Origin of the sequence: Streptomyces flavofungini, assembly GCF_014650815.1 — a bacterium.
GTDB classification, from domain to species: domain Bacteria; phylum Actinomycetota; class Actinomycetes; order Streptomycetales; family Streptomycetaceae; genus Streptomyces; species Streptomyces flavofungini.
Genome location: NZ_BMVR01000007.1, coordinates 312,851 through 334,624 on the forward strand (window position 1 = coordinate 312,851; position 21,774 = coordinate 334,624).

The window sequence follows — 21,774 nt, forward strand, 5'->3', positions numbered from 1 at the left end:
GGACCGCGGTCCCGGTGCCGTTCTCGTCCCTGGCTCGGACGATCGCCGCGTTCCCCGGTGATGGTCTTGAGAACGGCCGGGAACCCCCGGTGACAGGCCGATGCCGGAGGAACGACGTGATCCGCGCCCTGACCGGGTTCTCCACCAGGAACGCATGGAAGGTGATCGCCGTCTGGTCGGTGGTCGGCGTCCTCCTGGCCCTCGTGGGCCAGACCCTCATCTACCGCGTGACCCAGACCCAGACCGGGGACTTCCTGCCGCGTACGTACGACTCGGCGGCGGCCCTGAAGATCGCCGAGGAGGAGTTCGGCGAGAAGCCCGACGCGAACACCGTGACCCTGCTCGTCGCCCGGTCGGACGGCAAGCCCCTCACGGCGGCCGACCAGCGGCGCATCGGCGAGCGGGCCGAGGACCTGGGCGAGCGGCGCGTCACCATGCCCGAGGACGAGGACGCCGGGCCCGTGGAGTTCCTGCGCGAGGACCACTCGCAGACCCCGCGTCTGAGCCCCGGCATGGTGGCGCCCGACCGCACCTTCGAGCTGGTCTCCGTCAAGCTGACCGGTAACTCCTCGGACCCCGGCCTCCAGGACGTGTTCCGCGTACTCAGGGACGACGCCGAGGCCGCGTTCGGCCGCATCGACATGCGCACCGGCTTCACCGGCGGGATCGCCGACACCGTCGACACCACCGACGCCGAGGAGAACGCCAGCAAGATCACGGGCATCCTCACCTTCGGGCTGATCGTGCTGCTCAACGTGCTCGTGTTCCGCAGCGTCCTGGCGGCGATCGTGCCGCTGATCGCCGTCGCCGTGATCGGCGGCGCGGCGGCGGGCGTCGTGGTCGGCTGCGCGCTGCTCACCGGCGTCAAAGTCGACGCCTCCACCCCGCAGCTCATCAACGTCGTGCTGCTCGGCATCGGCATCGACTACTTCCTGTTCCTGCTGTTCCGCTTCCGCGAACAGCTGCGGGCCCGGCCCGAACAGCACCGGCGCGACGCGGCCGCCGAGGCCACGGGCCGGGTCGGCACCGCGATCACCTCGGCGGCCCTGACCATCGTCGCCGCCTTCGCCACCCTCGGCGTGGCCTCCTTCGGGCAGTTCCGCGTGCTCGGCCCGGCCATCGCCGTGTCCGTCCTCGTGATGCTCCTCGCCAGCCTCACCCTGATGCCCGCGCTGCTCGCGGTGACCGGACGCAAGATGTTCTGGCCCTCCCGGTCCCTGCGCCGCACCCCCGAGGAGGGCTCCGCCGGGCGGTTCGGCGCCCTGGTCGCGCGGCGGCCCCTCACTCTCGTCCTCGCCTCGGTCGCCCTCCTGGGCGCCCTGGCCGCGGGCATGACCGGCATCAAGATGAACTACGGCCAGTCCGGCGGCCCCGACGACACCCGGGCCGCGAGGACCTCGGCCGAGATTTCCCGCGCGCTGCCCGCCGGAGTGTCCGACCCGACCACCGTGTACGTCACGGCCGAGGACGGCGCGGAACTCACCCGCGCCGACACCGACGGCCTCGCCCGCGCGCTCACCCGCGTCAAGGGCGTGGGCAAGGTCGGCGCCACCACCTTCGACAAGGACCACGACGCCGCCCGCATCGATGTGTACCTGTCCGCCGACCCGCAGTCCCAGCAGGCCCGCGACCTGGTCACCGGACCGGTCCGCAGCACGGTCGCGGAGCACAAGCCCGACGGCGCCGAGGCCCATGTCGGGGGCACACCGGCGATCTTCGCCGATGTGTCCGACGCCGTGGACAAGGACCTGAGGGTCGTCTTCCCGGTCGCCGCCGTCCTGATCGCCCTGATCCTGTTCCTGCTGCTGCGCAGCCTGCTCGCGCCGGTGATCCTCATGATCTCCGTCGGCCTGGGCTTCGCGGCCACCCTCGGCGCGTCCACCCTGGTGTTCCAGCATCTGCTGGACAAGCCCGGCGTCGACTTCACCCTGCCGCTGGTCCTGTTCCTGTTCGTCGTGGCGCTCGGCACCGACTACAACATCCTGATCAGCGACCGCATCCGCGAGGAGATGGAACACCCCGGCCCGGCCCGCCCGGCCGTGGCCCGCGCCGTCCGGCACACCGCACCGGCGATCGCCACGGCGGGCCTGGTCCTCGCGGGCTCGTTCGGGAGCCTCGCCGTCAGCTCGTCCCCGGGCACCCGGCAGATCGGCTTCGGCACGGCCCTCGGCATCATGCTCTCCGCGTTCGTGCTGTCCGTCGTCCTGGTGCCCGCGCTGGCCGCGCTGCTCGGCCGGGGCATCTGGTGGCCGATCCGCCCCGGCAGGTCCGGGCGCCACAGCGCCGCACGGAACACCACGGGCGCGGGCCCCGGCCCGAGCCAGGCCGATCCTGCCTGGGGTGATCCGGCCTGGGGTGACCCGGTCCGGGCGGGGCACGTGCCGCCCCCGCCCGGTGACTGGCAGGTCAGGGAGTGACCTGCCCGGTGACGCTCCTGGTGACGTTCTTGACGGGCAGGTCCTTGCCGGCCCCGGCGATGTAGTAGTCCTTGGGCGCCGAGAAGATCACGAACTCGTTGTCGTAGTCACGGATCTTGGTGCGGACGGTGAACTTGCCGCTCGCGTCGGTGGTGGTCTGCGCGTTGTACGCGGATTCGTAGTACGTCCGCAGCAGGACACGGGTACCGGCGACGGGCCCGTGTCCCGCGGGCCAGGTGACCTTGCCGGTGACGATCAGGGTGTCGCCCTTGCGGACCTTGGTGCGGTTGACCTTGTAGCTGATGGTGCTGGCGACCGGCTGGGCGGCGACGGTGGTGTCGCCGAAGTAGATCTCGTTGTCGTCCGGGTCGCCCGGGTCGTAGGAGGCCTGGAACTCCACGCGGTGGCGGGGGAACAGGAAGACGCTGTTCTTGTCCTCCCAGCGGTCCGCCGTGATGTCGGGGAGCGTGAACTGCCCCTTGGCGTCCGTGCGGACCGTGCCCAGGTTCAGGGTCTCCCGCTCGGTCGGATCGATGGGGTCGCCCCACGGGTTCCAGGTGTCGTACAGGACGGACTTGAGCAGCGCGACCGGCGCGTCGGCCACGGGGGTGCCGTCGGCGCGGGACACGGTGCCGGTGAGGTCGACGTCCCGGTGGCCGTAGTCGGTCGTGCTCTTGCTGCTGGTGAGGCTCACCGTGTAGGCGGGCTCCGGCGGGTCGTCGGTGGCGGTGGCGGTGGCGTCCGCGGCGTGGGCGGGCGCCAGGCCGAGGGTGAGGGTGGCGAGGGCGAGCGCGGCGGTCGCGGTCAGCCGGGCGACCGGGGGACGGGTACGCAGGTGCACGTGAACTCCGTTGGTGTCGGGTGTCGGTGGCGCCGGTGGTGCCCGGCGGAGACGCGCCGGTGGTGCCGGCGCAGGATTCGACACGCGGAGTGCTGTGGGTGGTTGTAGGGCGAGTTGACCGTGCATCCGCCGTATGCGGGGTGTTTGGCGGGTGGTTGGCTGCTCGTTCACTTACCGGCGGGGGAGCCCGAATCGCCGGGCGGGGCACGGCAGTTGGCGGCCAGTGGGGCGCTGCTGACTATCCGGACCGTCCCGGCGCGGCCGAGGCCCCGGGCGGGTCCAGGGTCTCGCCGCTGCTGAGCCGTGCGCGTACCTGCGCGTGCGCGTCGCGCGGCGCCGGTTCCGCCAGGGTGCGGCCCCGCTCGGAGGCGTCCACGTCGCCCCTGACGTCGATGCCGGTGACCTCGCGGCTGCCCGCGGCGAGCAGATACCGCTTGCCCGAGTCCGCCCGCCACGTGGTGCTCGCCACGACGTGCTGGCCGAACCTGCCGCAGGCGGCGGTGGACCGGGCCCGGGCGACCACGGGGGCCGACGCCGCGGCCTCGGCCGCCGGTGCCTTGAACTGGAGGAGCACGTCGCCGGGGCCGCGCCAGGTGGCGGCGCGGGCGCAGGACCACAGGGCCCGCCCGTCGTTCTCCGGCAGGTCCTGCTCGGCGAAGTCCCAGACGTTGACCGACCGCGTGCCCCGGCGCAGCTCGGGCAGTTGGCAGGCGGTGCGGGCCCAACCGGCCAGGGCCTGCGGGCTCATGGCCTCGCGCGGCTGGCGGGCGGGGACACCAGAGCCGGGCAGCGGCGTGTACGTGAGGTGGACGGGAAGGAGCCCGCCCAGGTCGGTGACCAGGAACGCGTGCTTCTCCACGATGCGGGCGGAGGAGCGCAGTTGCAGCGCGGGCCAGGCGTCGCAGGAACGGCCGATGGCGGGATCACGTACGGGGGCGGTGATCCCGTCGGCGGAGACGCGCAGCGGTGTGCTCGCGGCGTCGGGTCGCAGGAGGTCACGGGTGTGGGTCTCGGCGATCCACGGTGCGGTGAGGTACCGGGTGCGGCCGTCGGCGCGGCTGACGGCGATCGTGGCGGCCGTGGTCACGTCGGCGTTGTCGGCGCGGGCGAAGTCGAGCGCGGGCTCGTCGCCGGCGGTCCCCTCGCTGTAGCGGATGACGCGCTCGGCGTCGTGGAACAGCACGACGGTACGCCCGTCGACCGCGCCGGCGTACAGCAACCGCGGCGCCCGGCCCGGCGGTTCGGTGGACGTGGCCGGGGCCGAGGTGACGCGGACGCCCCGGCCGGGGTCGGTCCAGACGGAGACGGCGCGGGTGAGGAGGGTGCGGTCGGCCGTCCGGGCGCCTCGGGGCGGCCAGGCGGTGAAGTCGACGCGGGCGGTGTCGGCCCACTCCTCGGCGGGGGCGCGGAGCAGCCGGTCCGCGGCGGCCGCCGCGGACCCGCCCGCCGAGCCCGGCCCGTGGTCGCCCTTCGCCTCCAGGCCGGTCAGGACCAGGCCGCTGAGGAGCACGAGCGCCGTCGCGGCCCAGGCGAGCCTGGCCCGGCGCCTGCGCCGCAGCAGGTCGGTGGGCCGCGTCTGCACCGAGCAGGCGTCGAACTCCCGGGACCGCAGCAGCGCTTCGGCCGCCGGACCTGCCATGTCCTCCAGGCGGTACGAGGCCCGCAGCGCGTCCTGCGGCCGCTCGGCCCCCGCGGCGTCGAGCAGTTCCACGACCTCCGCGTCCGCGAGACCGTCGAGCCGCCGCAGGACGAAGGCGGCACGGGCGGCGGGGGAGGCCTGCGCGCAGGCCTGCCCCAGAGTCACCTCGTCGACGCCGCCCGCCCGCGGGAACAGCCGCAACCCCCACACCACGGGCAGCACGAGCACCAGCGCCCGCGGCGGCGGCAGCCGCTTCGGCCAGCCGCGAGGGCGGCGCTCGTACGTCAACGCCGCCCGCACCACCCGCAGCAGCAGCCACGCCGCACCGGACGACCCGCGACCGGCGCGCTGCGCGGGCACCCGCGCGGCCGTGTCCCGCGAACGGAACCCCCGCGGCCCCGGCAGCGCACGCTGCACCAGCGCGTGCGCGACGAGCACGCGACGGTGCCGGGAGAGCGCGACCGGAAGGATCAGATAGGCGAGGCGCACCAGGTTGGTGTAGCGGTCGACGAGGGCCGCCTCAGCCTGGCCGAGAGAGATCCGCTGCGCGGGACCCGAGGTGCGAGGGTCGGACGTGGGCATGGAGAGGGCCGCCTCCCAAAGGCTGATGACATCGGCCGCTGCCCTCCGTCAAACGAGTGAATCTTGGGATGGTCACAGTTCGCCGGGCGGTGCGTCGGCGGGGCGGCGCCGCGCACGGGACGGCCGGGTCAGGAGCGGCGGATCGCGGCGACGTCGAACTCCAGCGTCACCTTCGCCGCGACCAGCAACGCGGTCGAGGCATTCCCCTTCACCCCCCAGTCCTTGCGGTTGATCGTGACCCTGCCCTTGAAGTCGACCCGGAAGCCGTCCGCCGCGTCGTGCTCGGCGCCGGTCAGCTCGAAGTCGACCGTGACCGGCTTGGTCACACCGCGGACGGTGAGGTCACCGGTGACCTTGAAGCGGCTGCCGTCGACCTGCGTCACCCGGGTCGACAGGAAGAGGATGTCCGGGTGGCTGTCCGCGTCCAGGAACCTGGTGCGCAGGTGCTCGTCGCGCTGCGGGTTGTGGGTCTGGATGCTCGCGGCCCGGATCGCCAGCTCGGCGCTCGATCGCGACGGGTCGTCGCCGTTCAGGTGCGCGCTGCCTTCGAACGACGCGAAGTGGCCGCGCACTCTGCCGCCCAGGGTGTGCCGGGCGACGAACCCGGTCCGGCTGCGGGCGGTGTCGAGGACATAGTCACCGGCCAGTTCGCTGAGCGCGGTCGTGGTGGTCATGGTGGGTTGCTCCTAGGGGCCGAGTAGTGGCAGGTCCGAGAGTTGCTGTGACACCTCACCGACGGCGCAGCCCGGCGAGATGTCAGCGCGCCGCGGACGTGACCTGGCTCTCCTGTCCGTGCGGCCAGCGACGGGACCGCCGCCGAGCCGTGCTCCCCGACCCACCGCCGAGGCGTCGATCTCACATTTCGGGGGTCTGTCCCGTCGTACTGGTGACAGCGCACGCGACCGAGGGAGCCGACGGCACCATGACCACCCCCGCCCAGTCCGGACACGCCCCGCTCGATCCGGTCCTCGACGCGATCATGAGCGAGCGGCGTCAGCTGATCGGGGTCGCCTACCGGCTCCTGGGCTCCCTCGCCGACGCCGAGGACGTCGTGCAGGAGACGTACGCCCGCTGGTACGCCATGTCCCGGCCGCAGCAGCAGGCCATCGCGTCGCCCGGCGGCTGGCTGACGAAGGTCGCGAGCCGCATCTGCCTCGACCTGCTCCGCTCGGCGCGGGTGCGGCGGGAGAGCTACGTGGGCGAGTGGATCCCCGAGCCGCTGCCCGGCCGCGCGGAGTGGATCGACGGCCGGTCGGGCGCGGCGACCGCCAGCGCCGACCCGGCGGACCGGGTCACCCTCGACGAGTCGATCACCATGGCCTTCCTCGTCGTCCTGGAGTCGATGACCCCGGCCGAGCGCGTCGCGTTCGTCCTGCACGACGTCTTCCGCTATCCCTTCGCCGAAGTGGCCGAGATCGTCGGCCGGACCCCGGCGGCCTGCCGCCAACTGGCCTCGTCGGCCCGGCGCCGCATCCGCGCGACGGCGGTCCCCGCGACTCCGGCGGCGCAACAGGCGGGCGTCGTCAGGGACTTCAAGCAGGCGTGGGAGGCCAAGGACCTGCCCGCCCTCATCGGCCTCCTCGACCCCGATGCCATGGCGACCGGTGACGGCGGCGGCCGCGTCGCCGCCTCGCTCCACCCGGTGGCGGGCGGCGAGCAGATCGCCCGCGGCCTGGTCGACATCGTCGGCAGGGTGCCGGACCTGACGTTCCTGGAACGCACGGTCAACGGTCGGCCCGGCCTGGTGGCGCAGCAGGGCGGCGCCACCATCGGGGTGTTCGCGTTCGAGGTCGCGGGGGACCGCGTCAAGCGCATCTGGGCCGTACGGAACCCGGACAAGCTCCGGCCCTGGACGACGTGTTGACGCACCTCACCCGTCACCCCCGCACCACCTGTCGTCCCGCCCCGCCAGCTGCCGTACCCCCACCACCTGCCGTACATCCACCACTTGTCGTACCCCCACCGCACCAGGAGTCGGAGCAAGCACATGCGTCTGCGGATCGTCACGATCAACGTCCAGAACGACACGGGAGACCGCCGCCGCCTCGGCCTGCTCAACCGGGAGTTGCGGCGCCTGGCCCCCGACCTGGTCGCGCTGCAGGAAGTCGTCGAGGACGGTCCGCGGCGGCAGCTCGACCAGCTTCTGGACGGCACCGGCCTGTACGGCACTCACCAGGCCGACGCGCTCACCTACGCCCCGCCGTTCGCCGACCGCTACGGCGGCAGCGCGGTGGCCACGCGGTGGGCCCACCGGGTCGTGGAGGTCCTCGACCTGCGTCTCGCGGGCACCGGGGACGTCCCCTGGTGCACCCTGGCGGTCAAGGTCCCGCTGCCGGGCCTGGGCGAGCTGCTGTTCATCGCTGCCACCGCGTCCTGGCGCCTCGACGCGGAGGCCGTACGCGAACAGCAGGCCGTGGCGCTCGGCGACCTCGACGCCCGGCACCGCACCGACCTGCCGACGGTCATCGCCGGGGACTTCAACGCCGCCCCCGACGCGGCCAGCATCCGCTACCTCACCGGCCGCCAGTCGCTCTCCGGGCGCAGCGTCCACTACCACGACGCGTGGGAGGTCGCCGGTGCCGGATCCGGCCACACCTGGACCGCCGACAACGCGCACACCGCCACCCTGCTCGACCAGATCGTCCGCCAGCCCGGCCACCGCCGCCGCCTCGACTACGTCTTCACCGGCTCCTGGCACGCCCACCCGAGAGCACGCTGCGAGATCCGCACGGCCCGCCTCGCCTTCGACCGGCCCACCGACGGCGTCTGGCCGAGCGACCACTACGGCGTGGTCGTCGATGTCGACGTGGCCATCGACGAGGCGGCCGGGGCGGCCGAGGCGCCCGGGTCCGTCAGGTCCGTCGGGTCTGTCGGGTCCGCCAAGAGCAAGTGAAGCCAGAGCAGGCCCGCGACGCCGCAAGCCCCGACACCAAAGGCAGTTGAGCTGCCGCCGCACACTGGGAGAGTCTTTGACCATGGAATTCCTCTGTTACCACCGCGATCGGACTGACTCGCTCCCCCTGCGCGAGGAGTTGCAGGAGGCGCACTGGTCCTACATGGACCAGTACGCGAAGGAGCTGATCGCGCGCGGCCCGACCTTCGCCGCCGACGGCGAGACGCCGACCGGCAGCGTGCACGTCGTCGATGCCCCGGACGCCGCCACCGCCCGCGCGTTCGCCTTCGACGAGCCCAATTACCAGGCGGGCGCGTACCGGGACGTCCTGCTGCGCCGCTGGCGCAACCTGCTGGGACGCACCATGTGGGACTTCCCCGGCGGCCTGACCGGCGGCAACCGTTACTTCGTCCTCGGCCTCGGCGCCGGGCAGCCCGCCGATACCGAGGTGCCGACCGACCGGGACGACCTGATCGCGTACGGGCCGCTCCTGTCCGACGACGGCACCGCCTGGCTGGGCACGGCGGTGCTGGTCGAGGCCCCGGATCCGGACACGGCACGCACCGTCCTGACGGGGGACCGGTACGCCGCCATCGAGGTTCACGACTGGGAGTGCGGCGGGCGCCGCTAGGCGGACGCGGACGGCCCGGGCGGGGCCGACCACCACCCGAAGGGAACGTACGTGCGAATAGGGGTCCCGGGTGTGCGCTCGCCGCACCCGGGCCCCTGTCCTGACGGCACCCGTGCCACTACATTTGACGTCATGACTGCCATCACCCTGCGGATCCCCGACGCGATGGATCAGCCGCTGCGCGACGCCGCGGCCGATGCGCCGTCGCTGAACGACTACATCCTGCGAGCCGTGCGCCGGCAGATGACGCTCGACGCCGGCCGCAAGCTCGCCCGCATCGCGCCCCTCGCCCTCGACGGCGAGGGCGACTCCCTGTGACGATCGGCAAGGGCGACGTCTGGGACATCGACACCGGCAAGGGCAGCCGCACGGTGCTCGTCGTCAGCCTCGACGGGCTCGCCGAGGCGTACGGCGCCGTGGTCGCCCTGGTGCTGCACGCCCCGGCCGTGCACCCCGACACCGCGATGAGCGTGCGCCTGGGCGCGCCGGTCGACGCCTCGGTGGTCGCGGTCAACGTGCTGCAGCTCTCCGCGTCCCGGTTCGAGACGGGCACGCTGCTCGGGAACATCGGCCCCGAGCAGCAGTCCCTCGTCGACAACGCGCTCCGCGCGGTACTGGATCTCTAGCCCCTGACCGACGGGTCGGCGTGGACCCCGGCCTCACGCGCCGTCGTCCTAGGCGATGCCCGCCCGCCCGCGCAGCGTCCGGAAGAACCGCCGCACGTCGTCGACCAGCAACCGCGGCTGCTCCATCGCCGGGAAGTGCCCGCCCCGGTCATGGACCGTCCACTGGACGATGTTGTTGGTCCGGTCCGCGATGTGGCGCAGCGGTACGAAGTTGTCGTACGGGAAGACGGCCAGCGCGGTCGGAGTCGGTGAGGGCCGTGGCGGGGTGCCCTGGTAGTCGGCGTGCGCCCGCTCGTAGTAGATGCGGGCCGCCGAACCGGCCGTGCCGGTCAGCCAGTACAGCATCACGTTGGTGAGCATCTGGTCGCGGTCGACGGCGTCCTCCGGGCGGTCCAGGGAGTCCGTCCACTCCTTGAACTTCTCCACGATCCAGGCCAGTTGGCCGACCGGCGAGTCCGTCAGGCCGTACGCAAGGGTCTGCGGACGGGTCGACTGGATGTCCGCGTAGCCCTGCCGGTCCCGGCTCCACGCCTGGAACCGTTCCCACGACAGCAGTGTGCGCTCGCGCTCGTCCGGGCTGAGGGCGTCGAGTTCGGCCGCGTCCGGTTCCTGTGTCGGGGTCGAGTTCGGCAGCAGGTTCAGGTGGACGCCGATGACGTGGTCCGAGCGGATGCGGCCCAGCTCACGGTTGATGCCCGCGCCCCAGTCGCCGCCCTGGACCCCGTACCGGTCGTAGCCGAGGCGCGCCATCAGTCCGGCGAACGCGGCGGCCACCCGCTGGAACTCCCACCCCGTGTCCCGGGTGGGGCCCGAGAAGCCGAACCCGGGGATGCTCGGCAGGACCAGGTGGAAGGCGTCGGCCGGGTCGCCGCCGTGGCCGCGCGGGTCGGTGAGCGGGCCCGCGACCTCGATGAACTCGGCGATGGACCCCGGCCAGCCGTGACACATGAGAAGCGGCGTCGCGTCGGGCTCGGGGGAGCGGACGTGGGCGAAGTGAACCGTGGCACCGTCGATTTCGGTGGTGAACTGCGGCCACCGGTTCAGCCGTGACTCCGCCGCCCGCCAGTCGTAGTCGTGCCGCCAGTAGTGCGTGAGTTCCTTGAGATAGTCGCGCGGGATCCCGTAGTCCCACCCCACCCCGGGCAGCTCGTCGGGCCAGCGGGTCCGGTCGAGGCGCTCGTGGAGATCGTCCAGGGCGTCCTGGGGGATGTCGATGCGAAACGGGTGGATGGCGTGGCTGGTGTGGATGGTGGTGCTCCCGGGGTCCGGCGGGGTTGTCATGTCTGCGGATGGTACGTGTGCCGATCAGGGCGCCGATCCGCACGTGGCCTGGAAGGAGATCGCTGTCGGCCTCACGGCCGTGATCGACGACCCCGAGTGCCCGCGCGCCCAGATGCCCACCTTCGCCGGGCCGATGCCGTTCGGCGACAGCGTCGAGTCGCTGCCGGAGGACGTCCCGATCCACACCTGGGACCTGGCCCGCGCCACCGGCGGCGACCTCGACGCCGAGGCCGCCGCGCACGTCCACGCCCACCTCCGGCCCATCGACGCGGAACTGCGCCGGCCCTGGGCGTTCGGCCCGAAGGTGTGCGTACCCCCGGGCGTCGACGCGCGGACGGAGTTCCTCTGCTTCGTCGGCCGTCAGCCCTGACCGGGCCGACCGGGCCGAGCAGTGGCGTACGGACTATCCGAACTGGCCGACCTCGTAGTCCCCGGCGGGCTGCTGAATCATGACGTTCAGACGGTTGAACGTGTTCATGAGGGCGATGAGCGACACCAGCGCGAAGAGCTGCTCCTCGTCGTAGTGCTTCGCGGCGTTCGCCCACACCTCGTCCGGGACACCACCGGCGGCGTCCGCGATCCGGGTGCCCTGCTCCGCCAGCTCCAGGGCCGCGCGCTCCGCGTCGGTGAAGACCTTCGCCTCGCGCCACACCGCGATCAGGTTGAGCCGCAGCGAGGTCTCCCCGGCGTGCGTGGCCTCCTTGCAGTGCATGTCGACGCAGAAGCCGCAGCCGTTGATCTGGCTGACGCGGATCTTCACCAGCTCCTGCGTCGTGGCCGGCAGCGGCGAGTCCGCGAGCACCTTGCCCGCCGAGGTGATGTGCTTCACGATCTTGCCCGCGAGCGGGCTGGCGAAGAGGTTCAGACGAGCGTCCATGATGGGCTCCCATGCCGTTGCTGTTGGCTACACCCATCTGACGGAACAGCTCGGCGAGTTGTGACATGGACCGATGTGACCTGCCTCTCCCGCGGCGCGGGCAGCGGCCGCGGGCGCCGGGATTCCGGCGGGGGCCGTCCGGTCGTGCGAGGTCACGCGCTCCGGTCGTGGTCGGAGCGCGCGCGGAAGGTACGGCGGTACGTGTCCGGGGGCACACCGACCGTCCGGTTGAAGTGGCGGCGCAGTGTCGTGGCCGTGCCCATGCCGGTGGCCTCGGCGACGGCGTCGACGCTGTCGCCGGTCCGCTCCAGCAACTCCTGGGCGCGGTGGATCCGTTGCGTCAGGAGCCACTGCAGCGGGGTGGTGCCGGTCGCCGCCCTGAAGTGCCGGGCCAGGTGGCGCGAGCTCATCCGCGCCTCGCGCGCCAGGTCCTCCACGGTCAGCGGCTGGTCCAGGCGCTCGATCGCCCAGGTGAAGAGCGCGGCGAGCGGATGGTCGTCCTGGGCGGGCACCGGCGCGGCGACGAACTGGGCCTGGCCGCCGTCCCGGTGTGGCGGGACGACCAGGCGGCGGGCGACGGCGTTGGCGGTCGACGAGCCGTGGTCGAGGCGGACGAGGTGCAGGCACAGATCCAGTGCGGCGGCCTTGCCCGCGGAGGTGAGGACGCTGCCGTTGTCCACGTAGAGGACGTCCGCGTCGACCTCCACCTCCGGGTAGCGGTCGGCCAGGACCTCGGTGTGCGCCCAGTGCGTCGTCGCGCGCTTGTGGTCCAGCAGCCCGGCGGCGGCCAGCACGAACGCGCCCGTGCACAGGGAGGCGACGCGCGCGCCCGCCTCATGGGCCGCGCGCACCGCGCCGATGAGGTCGGCGGGCGGGGGCACGTCGACGTCCGCCCAGGCGGGGACGATCACGGTGTCGGCACGCCGGATCCGGTCGAGGCCCGCGTCGGGCTCCAGCGCGAACCGGCCGACCCGCACCGCGCCCGACCCGCAGACGGCCAGGTCGTACCACGGCCCCGGCACGCTCGGCGGGGCGGAGCCGAACACCTCGTACGCCACGGACAGTTCGAACGGCATCATTCCGTCGGTGACGGCCAGCGCGACAAGACCCATGTCGGAAATTGTACGGGGCATGTCGTTCCGGACACTCGTCGCGGACGCCCGTGCCCGCCAGGATGGTCGCAGTGGATCACACGGAGACGCTGTGACCAACGAAAACAGCATGAACATCGGAACGGGGAGAGGTCGGGATCATGGGTACGGGACAGCGAGTGCTGGTGTTCGGCGCGTACGGGCACACGGGGCGGTTCGTGGTGGCGGAGTTGCGGGACCGGGGGTTCGTGCCGGTTCTCTCCGGCCGTGACGCGGACAGGCTGCGGGACCTCGCGGCGTCCCACGAGGGGCTCGAAGTCCGCCCGGCGACGGTCGACGACGCGGATGCGCTGGACCGTGCGCTCGCGGGTGCGGCGGCTGTGATCAACGCGGCCGGGCCCTTCGCCACGACGGCCGCCCCGCTGATCGAGGCGGCGCTGCGCGCGGGCATCCCGTACGTGGACGTGGCGGCCGAGATCGAGGCCAACGTCGACACGTTCGCGCGGTACGCGGACCGCGCCCGCGCCGAGGGTGCGGTGATCGTGCCCGCCATGGCGTTCTACGGCGGCCTCGGCGACCTGCTTGCCACCGCCGCACTGGGCGACTGGACGGCGGCCGACGAGGTGCACATCGCGTACGGGCTGAGCAGTTGGCACCCCACCGCCGGGACGCGCACCGCGGGCGCGGTCTCCCGGGAGCGCCGCGACAGCCGCCGCGTCCTCTACACCGACGGGCGCCTGGAGTATCGCGACGACCAGGCACCCACCCTGAAGTGGGACTTCCCGGACCCGATGGGCACCCGGTCCGTCATCGGGGAGTTCACGATGGCCGACGCCGTCACCATCACCAGCCACCTGCCGGTGCCGGAGGTGCGCGGCTACATGACGGTCGAGGCCGTCCGGGACCTCGCTGCCGCGGACACCCCGGCGCCCGCCCCGGTCGACGACAGCGGCCGCTCCGCGCAGACCTTCCTCCTCGACGTCGTCGTGCGCTCCGGCGCCGAGGAGCGGCGCGCTGTGGCACGGGGCCAGGACATCTACGCCGTCAGCGCGCCGCTCGCGGTGGAGGCGGTCGAGCGGATCCTCACGGGGCGCACCAGGGCGACGGGGGTGGCATCGGCGGGGGAGCTGTTCGACGCGGACGACTTCCTCCGCGCGCTGTCCCCGCACATCTCCTTCGAACTGCTCTAGCGGACGGTGCGGGGCGCCAGTTGGTGTGCGGTTGGTGGGTCAGTGTCCTGTTCCGGCTGGCTCGCATCTGCTGAGCGGAGATGCTTCTTCGAGCTCGGGCCGTCGGTGCCGATCCGGCCGGGCGGGTACGGCTGGACCAAGGGCGTGGACCAGCGCATTCCCAATGGAGACGGGAATTCCGAATAATCCCGAAATCCGGCCGCTTTCCGACTTGTTCCAGCCATGCGGGTAGCGCGCGTTCTCCCGGGCCCGAGGCGGTGGCAGGATCGGGCTCCTTCGCCTTGAGGGAGAACGGCCAGCAGGAGCGATCATGGTTGATGCAATCACCACTCCCGTTGATCTGCTGGTGTTTCCGCACCTCGATCTGCACGTCGTGCTCAACGACACCCCCAAGCTCAAGATTGAGGTAGTCCGCCGCACCTTCACCGATATCAAACCCAGCCCCTTCACGCTGACTCCGGAAATGACGAACAGCGTGGTCCACTTCTTCGCCCCGCATCAGCCGACCGGGCAACGGCTGAACAATCGCCCCACAGTGGACCCCGCCACCGGCATCGTCACGGCGACGACGCCCGGGGTCTATCTGTTCCAGATCACGGTCGGGGTCGGCGGCGGCGCGGGCTCCGTGGTGGGCAGGCTCCAGGTGCACGAGCGGATACTCGACTGGTGGTTCGGGAACGACTCCCTCACGACGGCCCGCGATCTCACGCACGCGCACGCGCAGCCGACGATCTACGCCAGGTTCAGCGAACATCCGGCGGCCGGCACGGATGCCGTGGGAGACATCACCGGGCACGGATATGTCCCGCTGCGCTCGGCGAATTCCACGAAGGTCGATATCGACCCTCGGGGCAGGCTGCGGGGAAAGGAAGAGTCGGACGTACCGGTGGAGATCAGCGGTACGTTCCTCGGGAAAACCAACATCCTTCCGGTGCGGGTGGTCAACTTCGCCCGGCCCCGATTCACGGTCCGCACCGTACGCCGCCAGGATCTTTCACGTCCGGAAGGGAAGTCGAACGTCATCTTCCTTTCGGAGGGATTCGGAGAGCAGGACAGGCCGCAGTTCGACGAGATTGTCGAGCGGACAGTGAAAGCGATGTTCGAGGCGCCCCGGCACGAGCCGTTCGGGCTGCTGCGGGACAATTTCAATGTCTTCCAGTGCTTCGAACCGTCCCAGGAACGGCTCCACCTCACCGTCGGCAACCGTGTCGTGGACAAGCCGGGCACCGGGGTCGACCTCACCCAGTGCCGCATTCCGCACCCGCAGCACCTGCCGGGGACCCCGACGAACAGCTACACCCTCCAGCAACTGATCGAGCGCGTCGGCCTGCCGATGCGCAACGAAAGCCGGCCCTTCGACGGGTTCAAGGCCTTGTGGAGTGGCCAGAGCCTGCCCGACTTCGACCCGGCCGGGGTGAACGACCTGCTGATCAAGACGTGGATGGCGCACCAGTCCGACGGGTTCCTGCAGACCGCGGACACGCTGCACGGCTTCTATCTCGGCAGCCGGTGGGCGGACGGCAGCAGGATCGTCACCGTCGGCAACACGGCGGCGCCGCCGCCCGCGGCCGACGATCCCGCCGACCCCAACCTCAAGAAGTTCATAGCGCGGCTCTACGACTTCTACAAAGCCCCGCTCACCCAGTCGTTGGGGCTCGACCCGCGCAGGCACGCGCCCGAGCTCTACGCGACGGCGGGCACCACGAACGCCGGGAACTCGGTCCTGACCTATCTCGACGGTCTGTTCACCGCGGACCTGCCGTCGCCCAACATCGGAGCGGTCTGGACCCCGGACGACACGAAGTTCAAGCGGAGCCGGGGCCTGGTCGGGGTTCTCGTCCACGACGCGCTCCTGGGCGGTCAGGCGCTCAACAACGGGACGTTGATGGCCACGACCCTGGGTATGCGGAGCCGGGTCGAGTTCGCCACGGACCCCAAGGACCCCCCGGGCCGACCGATCATGCGGCGCGTCCGGCCCCGGCCCGTTCCGCCCGACAACCGCCACGGCGTCGTCGAGTTCGGCCACCTCATCAACACGGTGGTGCACGAGTTCGGCCACAACTTCGCCCTCGGCGACGAGTACGAGGACTCCGGCGGCGACGACGCGAACGCCACCGGATTCCCCCAGGACGTGAAGCTCGACAACCTGGCGAGCATCGGGTTCCTGCGGATCCCCGCCACCCCGCCGGGCCGGCGGCTCGACGGCGCCAAGGTGAAGTGGTTCGTCCTGCCACGGATGCGGGTGTCCGGCAGGCTCCTCGAGGCCTCGAAGGCGACCCCCGCCGGTATCGAGATCACCGTGGGGACGACCGGATTCGACAAGTGGGTGAAGGCATGGGCCGACAACGCCACCGTCAGCCTGCAGAACTTCGCCGCGAACGAGTTCAACCTGCAGCTCCCGCTCCAGACCGGCCCCGCGCAGGCGCTCAAGGACCTGCCGTTCGCCGACAGGCCGGACGAGAGCCGCGGCGCCTTCGTGCTGCGGACGCCGGGCAGCGTCGGGGTGTTCGCCAAGGACTCACGGGTGTTCGTACGGCTCAAGGACAAGACGGGCAACGACGAGGTCATCGTCCCCAGGCCGGTCCTGGACTTCTTCAACAGCGCCGCCAACCCGCGCAACCACCTGCCGCTGAACCGTGACCGCGACACCACGCGGCCGAGCGGGCTGAGAGAGGCCGACACCGACCTGCCCGTCGCCATTCCGGGGTTCGTGCCGCCGCGCTACCCGTATCAGCTCGTCGGCATCTTCGAAGGCGGAAACCACTTCGCCGGCGGCTACTACCGCGCCTCCGGCGAGTGCAAGATGCGCGGCCAGGACAAGGAACAGAACGTCCACGACCACCGGGGCGAGTTCTGCTTCCTCTGCAAGTGGCTGATCGTCAACCTCGTCGACCCGGCCCAGCACGCCCTGCTCGACGCGCGGCACTACCCGAGGGCGTGACATGGCTGAACAGGGCACCTTCGACAAGCTCGCCACCGAGGTCGGGCAGGCACTGCTGCCGCTGCGCGACGCGATCGCCTCTCCCCAGGCCTTCGTGGGCCTCCTGCGGGAACTCGGCTGGGCCGTCGACGAACCCCCGGCCCCGCTGCGCGCGCTCGGTACCAGCGTGGACACGCTGTACAACAGCCTGCGGCGCCTCCTTGGGGACGGCGGGCTCAACGAGGGCGCGCCCGGCGTCCGCGAGCCGGCGCCCGTCAAGCCCGAGTCCACGACCGCCGCCGATGTCGCCGCCGACGAAGCGGCCCGGGTGATCGCCGCCGTCCAGGGCCTGGTGACCGCGATCCGTGACATCGCCGACGCGCCCGATGCGGTCATCCCGCCCGCCCTGCGCGCCGACGGGTTCCGTGAGCAGTTTCCCCGGCAACTCCTCGACCACCTGGTCATCAGCTACCTCCGGCGCTTCCACCCGTCCGTGGGCTTCGGACTGCGCGCGCTCGGGATCGTCAAGGCGGTCTACGTGCCGCCCACGGGCAGCCGTCCCGCACACACCCGCATGACGCTCGACGTGACCGACCTCCCCAAGGTCCTCGACGATCCGTCGCTCGTGCTGAAGAACGCGTACGGCTGGGGCGAGCCCGGCTTCGACTTCGCGTCGCTGGCCGAACAGTTCGACAACCTCTTCATGGCCCTGGGCTTCGACGTGCGGATCGACACGCTGTCGGACGGCGCGGAGGCGGCCGTCCAGGGACCGCGCTCCCAGCCCCTGGACCCGGCGGCCGAGGCGGTCAGTGTGATCGCCGTCGACCAGGCGGTGGGAGAGGAGGGCGACGCACGGATGCGGGGTTCCGTTCGGCTCGTGCGGGTGCCGCCCGCGACGGCCGACGGGGCGCCGGGGGTGGCTTTGCTGCCGTCCTTCACGGGGGCGCTGGGGCTGCGGTTCGAGGTCGTGCCCGGTCTCACCGTCACCGTACGCAGCAGCCTCGACCTCCAGGGCGGCGTGGCGCTCCTCGCCCGTCCCGGGCAGCCCCTCGACATGGTCTTCGGGTTCGAGTCGGACGACGCGCCCGTGCACGCGGCGGGCGCGATCGAGGTGGCCGCCGAAGCATCGGACGCGGACAAGGAACCGGTGGTGCTCCTGGGCGAGCCGGGACGCACCCGGCTGACGTTCCGCACGGTCGGCGGCACAGGGGGCGTCCGGATCGACGGCGACGACGTGGACTTCTTCGCCGAACTCGACCTCAAGGGGCTTGAGTTCGTCTTCCAGCCCGGCGAGGACGCCGACGGCTTCCTCGCCGCGGTCCTTCCGGACGACGGGTTCAGCATCGGCGCCGACCTCGCGCTCGGCATCTCCCACCGCGACGGTTTCTCCTTCCGCGGCACCTCCAACCTGGACCTCCGGATCCCCGTCGGCCGACGCGTCGGACCCGTCGAGATCCAGCACCTCACGGTCTCCGCGGTGCCCTCCGGCGGGGCTCTGCCGATCAGCCTCGGCGCCACGTTCAAGGCCGCACTCGGCCCCGTCACCGCCGTGGTGGACAAGGTCGGCCTCACCGCCCTGTTCGAGGGGCGCCCCGGGCAGGACGGGAACCTCGGCCCGCTCGACGTGTCCCTCGGCTTCAAGCCGCCCGGCGGCGCGGGCCTCTCGGTCGACTCGGGCCTGGTGCGCGGGGGCGGCTTCCTCGCCTTCGACCCCGCACGCGGCGAGTACGCGGGGGCGATGGAGCTGGAGTTTGCCGACTTCCTGGCGCTCAAGGCCGTCGGCCTGGTCAGCACCAGGATGCCGGACGGCGCCAAGGGGTTCTCGCTGCTGATCGTGCTCACCGCCGACTTCGGCGAGGGCATCCAACTCGGCTACGGCTTCACCCTGCTCGCGGTCGGCGGCCTGATCGGCCTGAACCGCGGCATGAACCTCCAGGCACTCGCGGAAGGCATCCGTACGGGCTCCATCGAATCCGTGATGTTCCCGCGCGACGTGATCGCCAACGCGCCGCGCATCCTCTCCGACCTCAACGCGTTCTTCCCGCCCGAAGAGGGCACGTTCCTCATCGGCCCCATGGCCAGGATCGGCTGGGCCACCCCGACGCTGGTGAGCATCTCCCTCGGACTGATCATCGAGATCCCCGGCAACATCGCCGTCCTCGGCACCCTGCGCGCCACCCTGCCGAACCCGAAGCTGCCCCTCCTCGACCTCCGCGTCGACTTCTTCGGCGCGCTGGAACCGGGCAAGAAACGGCTGTGGTTCGAGGCGCGGCTCGTGGACTCGCACGTCCTGACCATGCCGCTCGACGGCGGCCTGGGCATCCTGGTGGCGTGGGGCGACAACCCCGACCTGGTGCTCACCGTCGGCGGCTTCCACCCCTCGTACCAGCCACCGGCACTGCCCTTCGCCGTGCCCGAGCGGCTGTCCCTCGACCTGCTGCACCGCGACAGGCAACTGATCCGCGTCTCCGGCTACTTCGCCATCACCAGCAACACCGTCCAGTTCGGTGCGCTCGCCGAACTCCGGCTCGGCTTCGGCGGCTTCGGCATCGAGGGGCACCTCAGCTTCGACGCGCTGTTCCAGTTCAACCCGTTCCGGTTCGACATCGCCATCAGCGCGGAGGTCTCGCTCAAGGCCTTCGGGGTCGGCGTGTTCAGCATCGACCTGCGCTTCCGGCTCGAAGGACCGGCACCCTGGCGGGCCCACGGCAGGGGATCCATCGGGTTCCTGTTCTTCTCCGTCTCCGCCGACTTCGACATCACCTGGGGCGAGAGCCGCACCACCACACTGCCGCCCGTCCAGGTCCTGCCGCTGCTCGCCGCCGAACTGCGCAAGACCGAGGGCTGGGGGACCCGCCTGCCCACCGGCAGCGGCAAGCCGCTGGTCAGCCTCCGCCAACTGCCCCCGTCCGACGACCTGGTGCTGCATCCGCTGGGCACGCTGTCCGTGCAGCAGCGGGCGCTGCCGCTCAACGTGCGCCTCGACAAGGTCGGCCAGCAGCGCGCGGCCGACGGCAGGCGGTTCACCGTCGCGCCCGCGCCGGGCAGCGGGCTCGTGCGGGTCTCCGACACCGGCGACAAGTTCGCCATGGCCCAGTACCAGGACATGAGCGACGCAGCGAAGCTGTCGAGCCCCGCGTACGAGACGCAGGACACCGGTCTCGAACTCACCGCTGCCGCAGGCACGCTGGCGTCCGCGCGCGTCGTGCGCCGCAGCGCGCGCTACGAGCTGCACATCCTGGACAGCGCGCCGTCCCCGAACGGCGCGCGCGGCGCGGCCGACGACGAAGGGCCGAAGGCCGAGCCGCCCGCACGCCTTTCCGCCGGGCGCACCAAGCGGTTCCACAGCGTCAGCCCCGCCGTCTTCGACGGGCTGCTCCAGGGGAGCAGCACCAGCAGGTCGCCGCTGTCCCGGCGCGAGGCGCTGCTGCGGCAGCCGTTCGCGACGGCCGACACCGTGCGCGTCGCCGACCAGCGGTTCGTCGTCGCGTACCGCCGCAGCAACGTGCCCGCGCTGCCGCCCCGCACCCTCGGCCGCGGGTCCTCCGGCGGCTCCGTGGACTTCCGCAACCAGGCCACGGCGGCCGACGCCCTCGCCGACTTCGTCGCCGCCGACCCGACGCTGGCCGGGCTGCTGCACGTCATCCCCGCAGCCGAGGCGGCGGTGGCGCCGTTCGTCCCCGGCACCTGGGCGGACACCGGGACGCTGCCCACCCCGGTGGCCCAGGTCGACACGGTGGTCCTCGCCACCGGCAAGGCCCTGCTCGCCGGGGGCACCGGCGCGACGGGTACGGCACTCGCCGCGGCAGTGCTCTTCGACCCGACCTCCGGCGCCTGGTCGCCATCGGCCCCGCTGGCGGTGGCCCGCCGCCTGCACACCACCACCCGGCTCGCCGACGGCCGGGTCCTCGCCGCCGGTGGGCGGGGCGCGGACGGCGCGCCCCTGGCCGCCGCCGAGGTGTTCGACCCGGCCGCCGGGGCGTGGACGCCGTCCGGTCCGATGGGCGCGGCCAGGTTCGGGCACTCCGCGACGCCGCTGCCCGGTGGCCGGGTGCTCGCGGCCGGCGGCAGCGCCGCCCGGGGCGGGCAGGGCTTCGGCGCGCTCCGCTCCGCCGAGCTGTTCGACCCCGCGACGCGCGCCTGGACCGCCACGGTGCCGATGACCGACGCCCGTACCGGCCATCAGGCCGTTCTCCTGCGCGACGGCCGGGTGCTGGTCGTGGGCGGAGCGCTGCCCACGGGTGGCACGGGTGACGCGGCGCTCGCGTACTGCGAGCTGTACGACCCGGCCAGCGGCACCTGGAGCCCCACCGGAAGCCTGCACACGGCCCGCACGGGCCACCAGGGGACCCTGCTGCCCGACGGCCGGGTCCTGGTCACGGGCGGCGAGGCGGCCGTCGCGGCGGGCGGCACGTTCAGCCCGCGCGCCCTGGCCACCGCCGAGCTGTACGACCCCCTCACCGGAACCTGGACCGCCGCGGCCCCCATGCCCGGCGGCCGCGCCCGGCACCGCGCGCTGCTCACGCGCGCGGGAGACGTCCTGGTCATCGGCGGCACCACGGGCCCCGCCAGCACGGCGGGCTTCCGGAGCGTGCTCGCGTACGACCCGGCGGCGGGCACCTGGACCAGGATCGCGGGCCTCTCCCGGGGCAGGTGGTCCACCGCCGTGGCCGAACTCGCCGACGACCGCGTGCTGGTGACCGGCGGCATCGCCGCGGCGGGCGCCGCGGCGCCGGGCCCCGAACCGCTCCAGCTCGCCGCCACGGGAGAGGCGCTGATCCCATGA

16 protein-coding genes are annotated in these 21,774 nt (G+C 72.3%); 10 read left to right on the forward strand and 6 right to left on the reverse strand.

Annotation, left to right across the window (positions count from 1 at the left end):
* The first annotated feature begins 116 nt into the window (after positions 1–116).
* Positions 117–2,417 carry an MMPL family transporter gene (locus tag IE274_RS20560; RefSeq protein WP_190117289.1) on the forward strand — a complete coding sequence of 767 codons (2,301 nt, stop codon included), beginning with the start codon at positions 117–119 and terminating at the stop codon, positions 2,415–2,417.
* Here IE274_RS20560 and IE274_RS20565 read toward each other — a convergent pair.
* From IE274_RS20565 to IE274_RS20575, 3 genes are all read right to left on the reverse strand, one after another.
* Positions 2,407–3,258: an acyl carrier protein gene (locus IE274_RS20565; protein ID WP_190117290.1), complete on the reverse strand. Its 852-nt coding sequence runs from the start codon at positions 3,256–3,258 to the stop codon at positions 2,407–2,409. The two genes, IE274_RS20560 and IE274_RS20565, sit on opposite strands and share 11 nt — an antisense overlap.
* A 238-nt stretch (positions 3,259–3,496) precedes the next feature.
* Entirely contained in the window at positions 3,497–5,479 is a 1,983-nt protein-coding gene (locus tag IE274_RS20570; RefSeq protein ID WP_190117291.1) for a hypothetical protein, read from the reverse strand.
* A gap of 128 nt (positions 5,480–5,607) precedes the next feature.
* On the reverse strand, positions 5,608–6,153 hold the full coding sequence (locus IE274_RS20575; RefSeq protein WP_190117292.1) for a YceI family protein: 546 nt from the start codon (positions 6,151–6,153) through the stop codon (positions 5,608–5,610).
* Positions 6,154–6,401: 248 nt separating this feature from the next.
* On the opposite strand from IE274_RS20575, the gene sigJ reads away from it, so the two are divergent.
* The 5 genes from sigJ (at position 6,402) to IE274_RS20600 (ending at position 9,629) form a co-directional block, all read left to right on the forward strand.
* On the forward strand, positions 6,402–7,343 hold the full coding sequence (gene sigJ, locus IE274_RS20580; protein ID WP_190117475.1) for an RNA polymerase sigma factor SigJ: 942 nt from the start codon (positions 6,402–6,404) through the stop codon (positions 7,341–7,343).
* A 123-nt stretch (positions 7,344–7,466) separates the two neighbouring features.
* The gene (locus tag IE274_RS20585) at positions 7,467–8,372 is read left to right on the forward strand and encodes an endonuclease/exonuclease/phosphatase family protein (protein ID WP_190117293.1); all 906 of its coding nucleotides are present in this window, start codon (positions 7,467–7,469) and stop codon (positions 8,370–8,372) included.
* Between the two features lie 82 nt (positions 8,373–8,454).
* Positions 8,455–9,003 carry a YciI family protein gene (locus IE274_RS20590; protein WP_190117294.1) on the forward strand — a complete coding sequence of 183 codons (549 nt, stop codon included), beginning with the start codon at positions 8,455–8,457 and terminating at the stop codon, positions 9,001–9,003.
* A 132-nt stretch (positions 9,004–9,135) separates the two neighbouring features.
* A complete protein-coding gene (locus IE274_RS20595) occupies positions 9,136–9,321 on the forward strand; it encodes a hypothetical protein (protein ID WP_190117295.1) in 186 nt (61 codons plus the stop codon).
* Complete coding sequence (locus IE274_RS20600; protein WP_190117296.1) at positions 9,318–9,629, forward strand: hypothetical protein; 312 nt, start codon at positions 9,318–9,320, stop codon at positions 9,627–9,629. Before IE274_RS20595 ends, IE274_RS20600 begins: the two co-directional genes overlap by 4 nt.
* Positions 9,630–9,677: 48 nt before the next feature.
* Here the strand turns inward: IE274_RS20600 and IE274_RS20605 are convergent, their stop codons facing one another.
* Complete coding sequence (locus IE274_RS20605; protein WP_190117297.1) at positions 9,678–10,910, reverse strand: epoxide hydrolase family protein; 1,233 nt, start codon at positions 10,908–10,910, stop codon at positions 9,678–9,680.
* On the opposite strand from IE274_RS20605, the gene IE274_RS20610 reads away from it, so the two are divergent.
* Complete coding sequence (locus tag IE274_RS20610) at positions 10,909–11,280, forward strand: DinB family protein (protein WP_190117298.1); 372 nt, start codon at positions 10,909–10,911, stop codon at positions 11,278–11,280. The genes IE274_RS20605 and IE274_RS20610 overlap by 2 nt on opposite strands.
* Before the next feature lie 33 nt (positions 11,281–11,313).
* Here the strand turns inward: IE274_RS20610 and IE274_RS20615 are convergent, their stop codons facing one another.
* The gene (locus tag IE274_RS20615; protein WP_190117299.1) at positions 11,314–11,787 is read right to left on the reverse strand and encodes a carboxymuconolactone decarboxylase family protein; all 474 of its coding nucleotides are present in this window, start codon (positions 11,785–11,787) and stop codon (positions 11,314–11,316) included.
* Between the two features lie 152 nt (positions 11,788–11,939).
* Positions 11,940–12,899, reverse strand: coding sequence for a helix-turn-helix domain-containing protein (locus IE274_RS20620; protein ID WP_190117300.1), 960 nt, complete (start codon positions 12,897–12,899; stop codon positions 11,940–11,942).
* Between the two features lie 140 nt (positions 12,900–13,039).
* Between IE274_RS20620 and IE274_RS20625 the strand changes: the two genes are divergently transcribed.
* The 3 genes from IE274_RS20625 (at position 13,040) to IE274_RS20635 (ending at position 21,774) form a co-directional block, all read left to right on the forward strand.
* Entirely contained in the window at positions 13,040–14,068 is a 1,029-nt protein-coding gene (locus IE274_RS20625) for a saccharopine dehydrogenase family protein (RefSeq protein ID WP_190117301.1), read from the forward strand.
* A gap of 310 nt (positions 14,069–14,378) precedes the next feature.
* Positions 14,379–17,009, forward strand: coding sequence for a M64 family metallopeptidase (locus IE274_RS20630; protein ID WP_190117302.1), 2,631 nt, complete (start codon positions 14,379–14,381; stop codon positions 17,007–17,009).
* Position 17,010: 1 nt separating this feature from the next.
* A complete protein-coding gene (locus IE274_RS20635; RefSeq protein WP_190117303.1) occupies positions 17,011–21,774 on the forward strand; it encodes a DUF6603 domain-containing protein in 4,764 nt (1,587 codons plus the stop codon).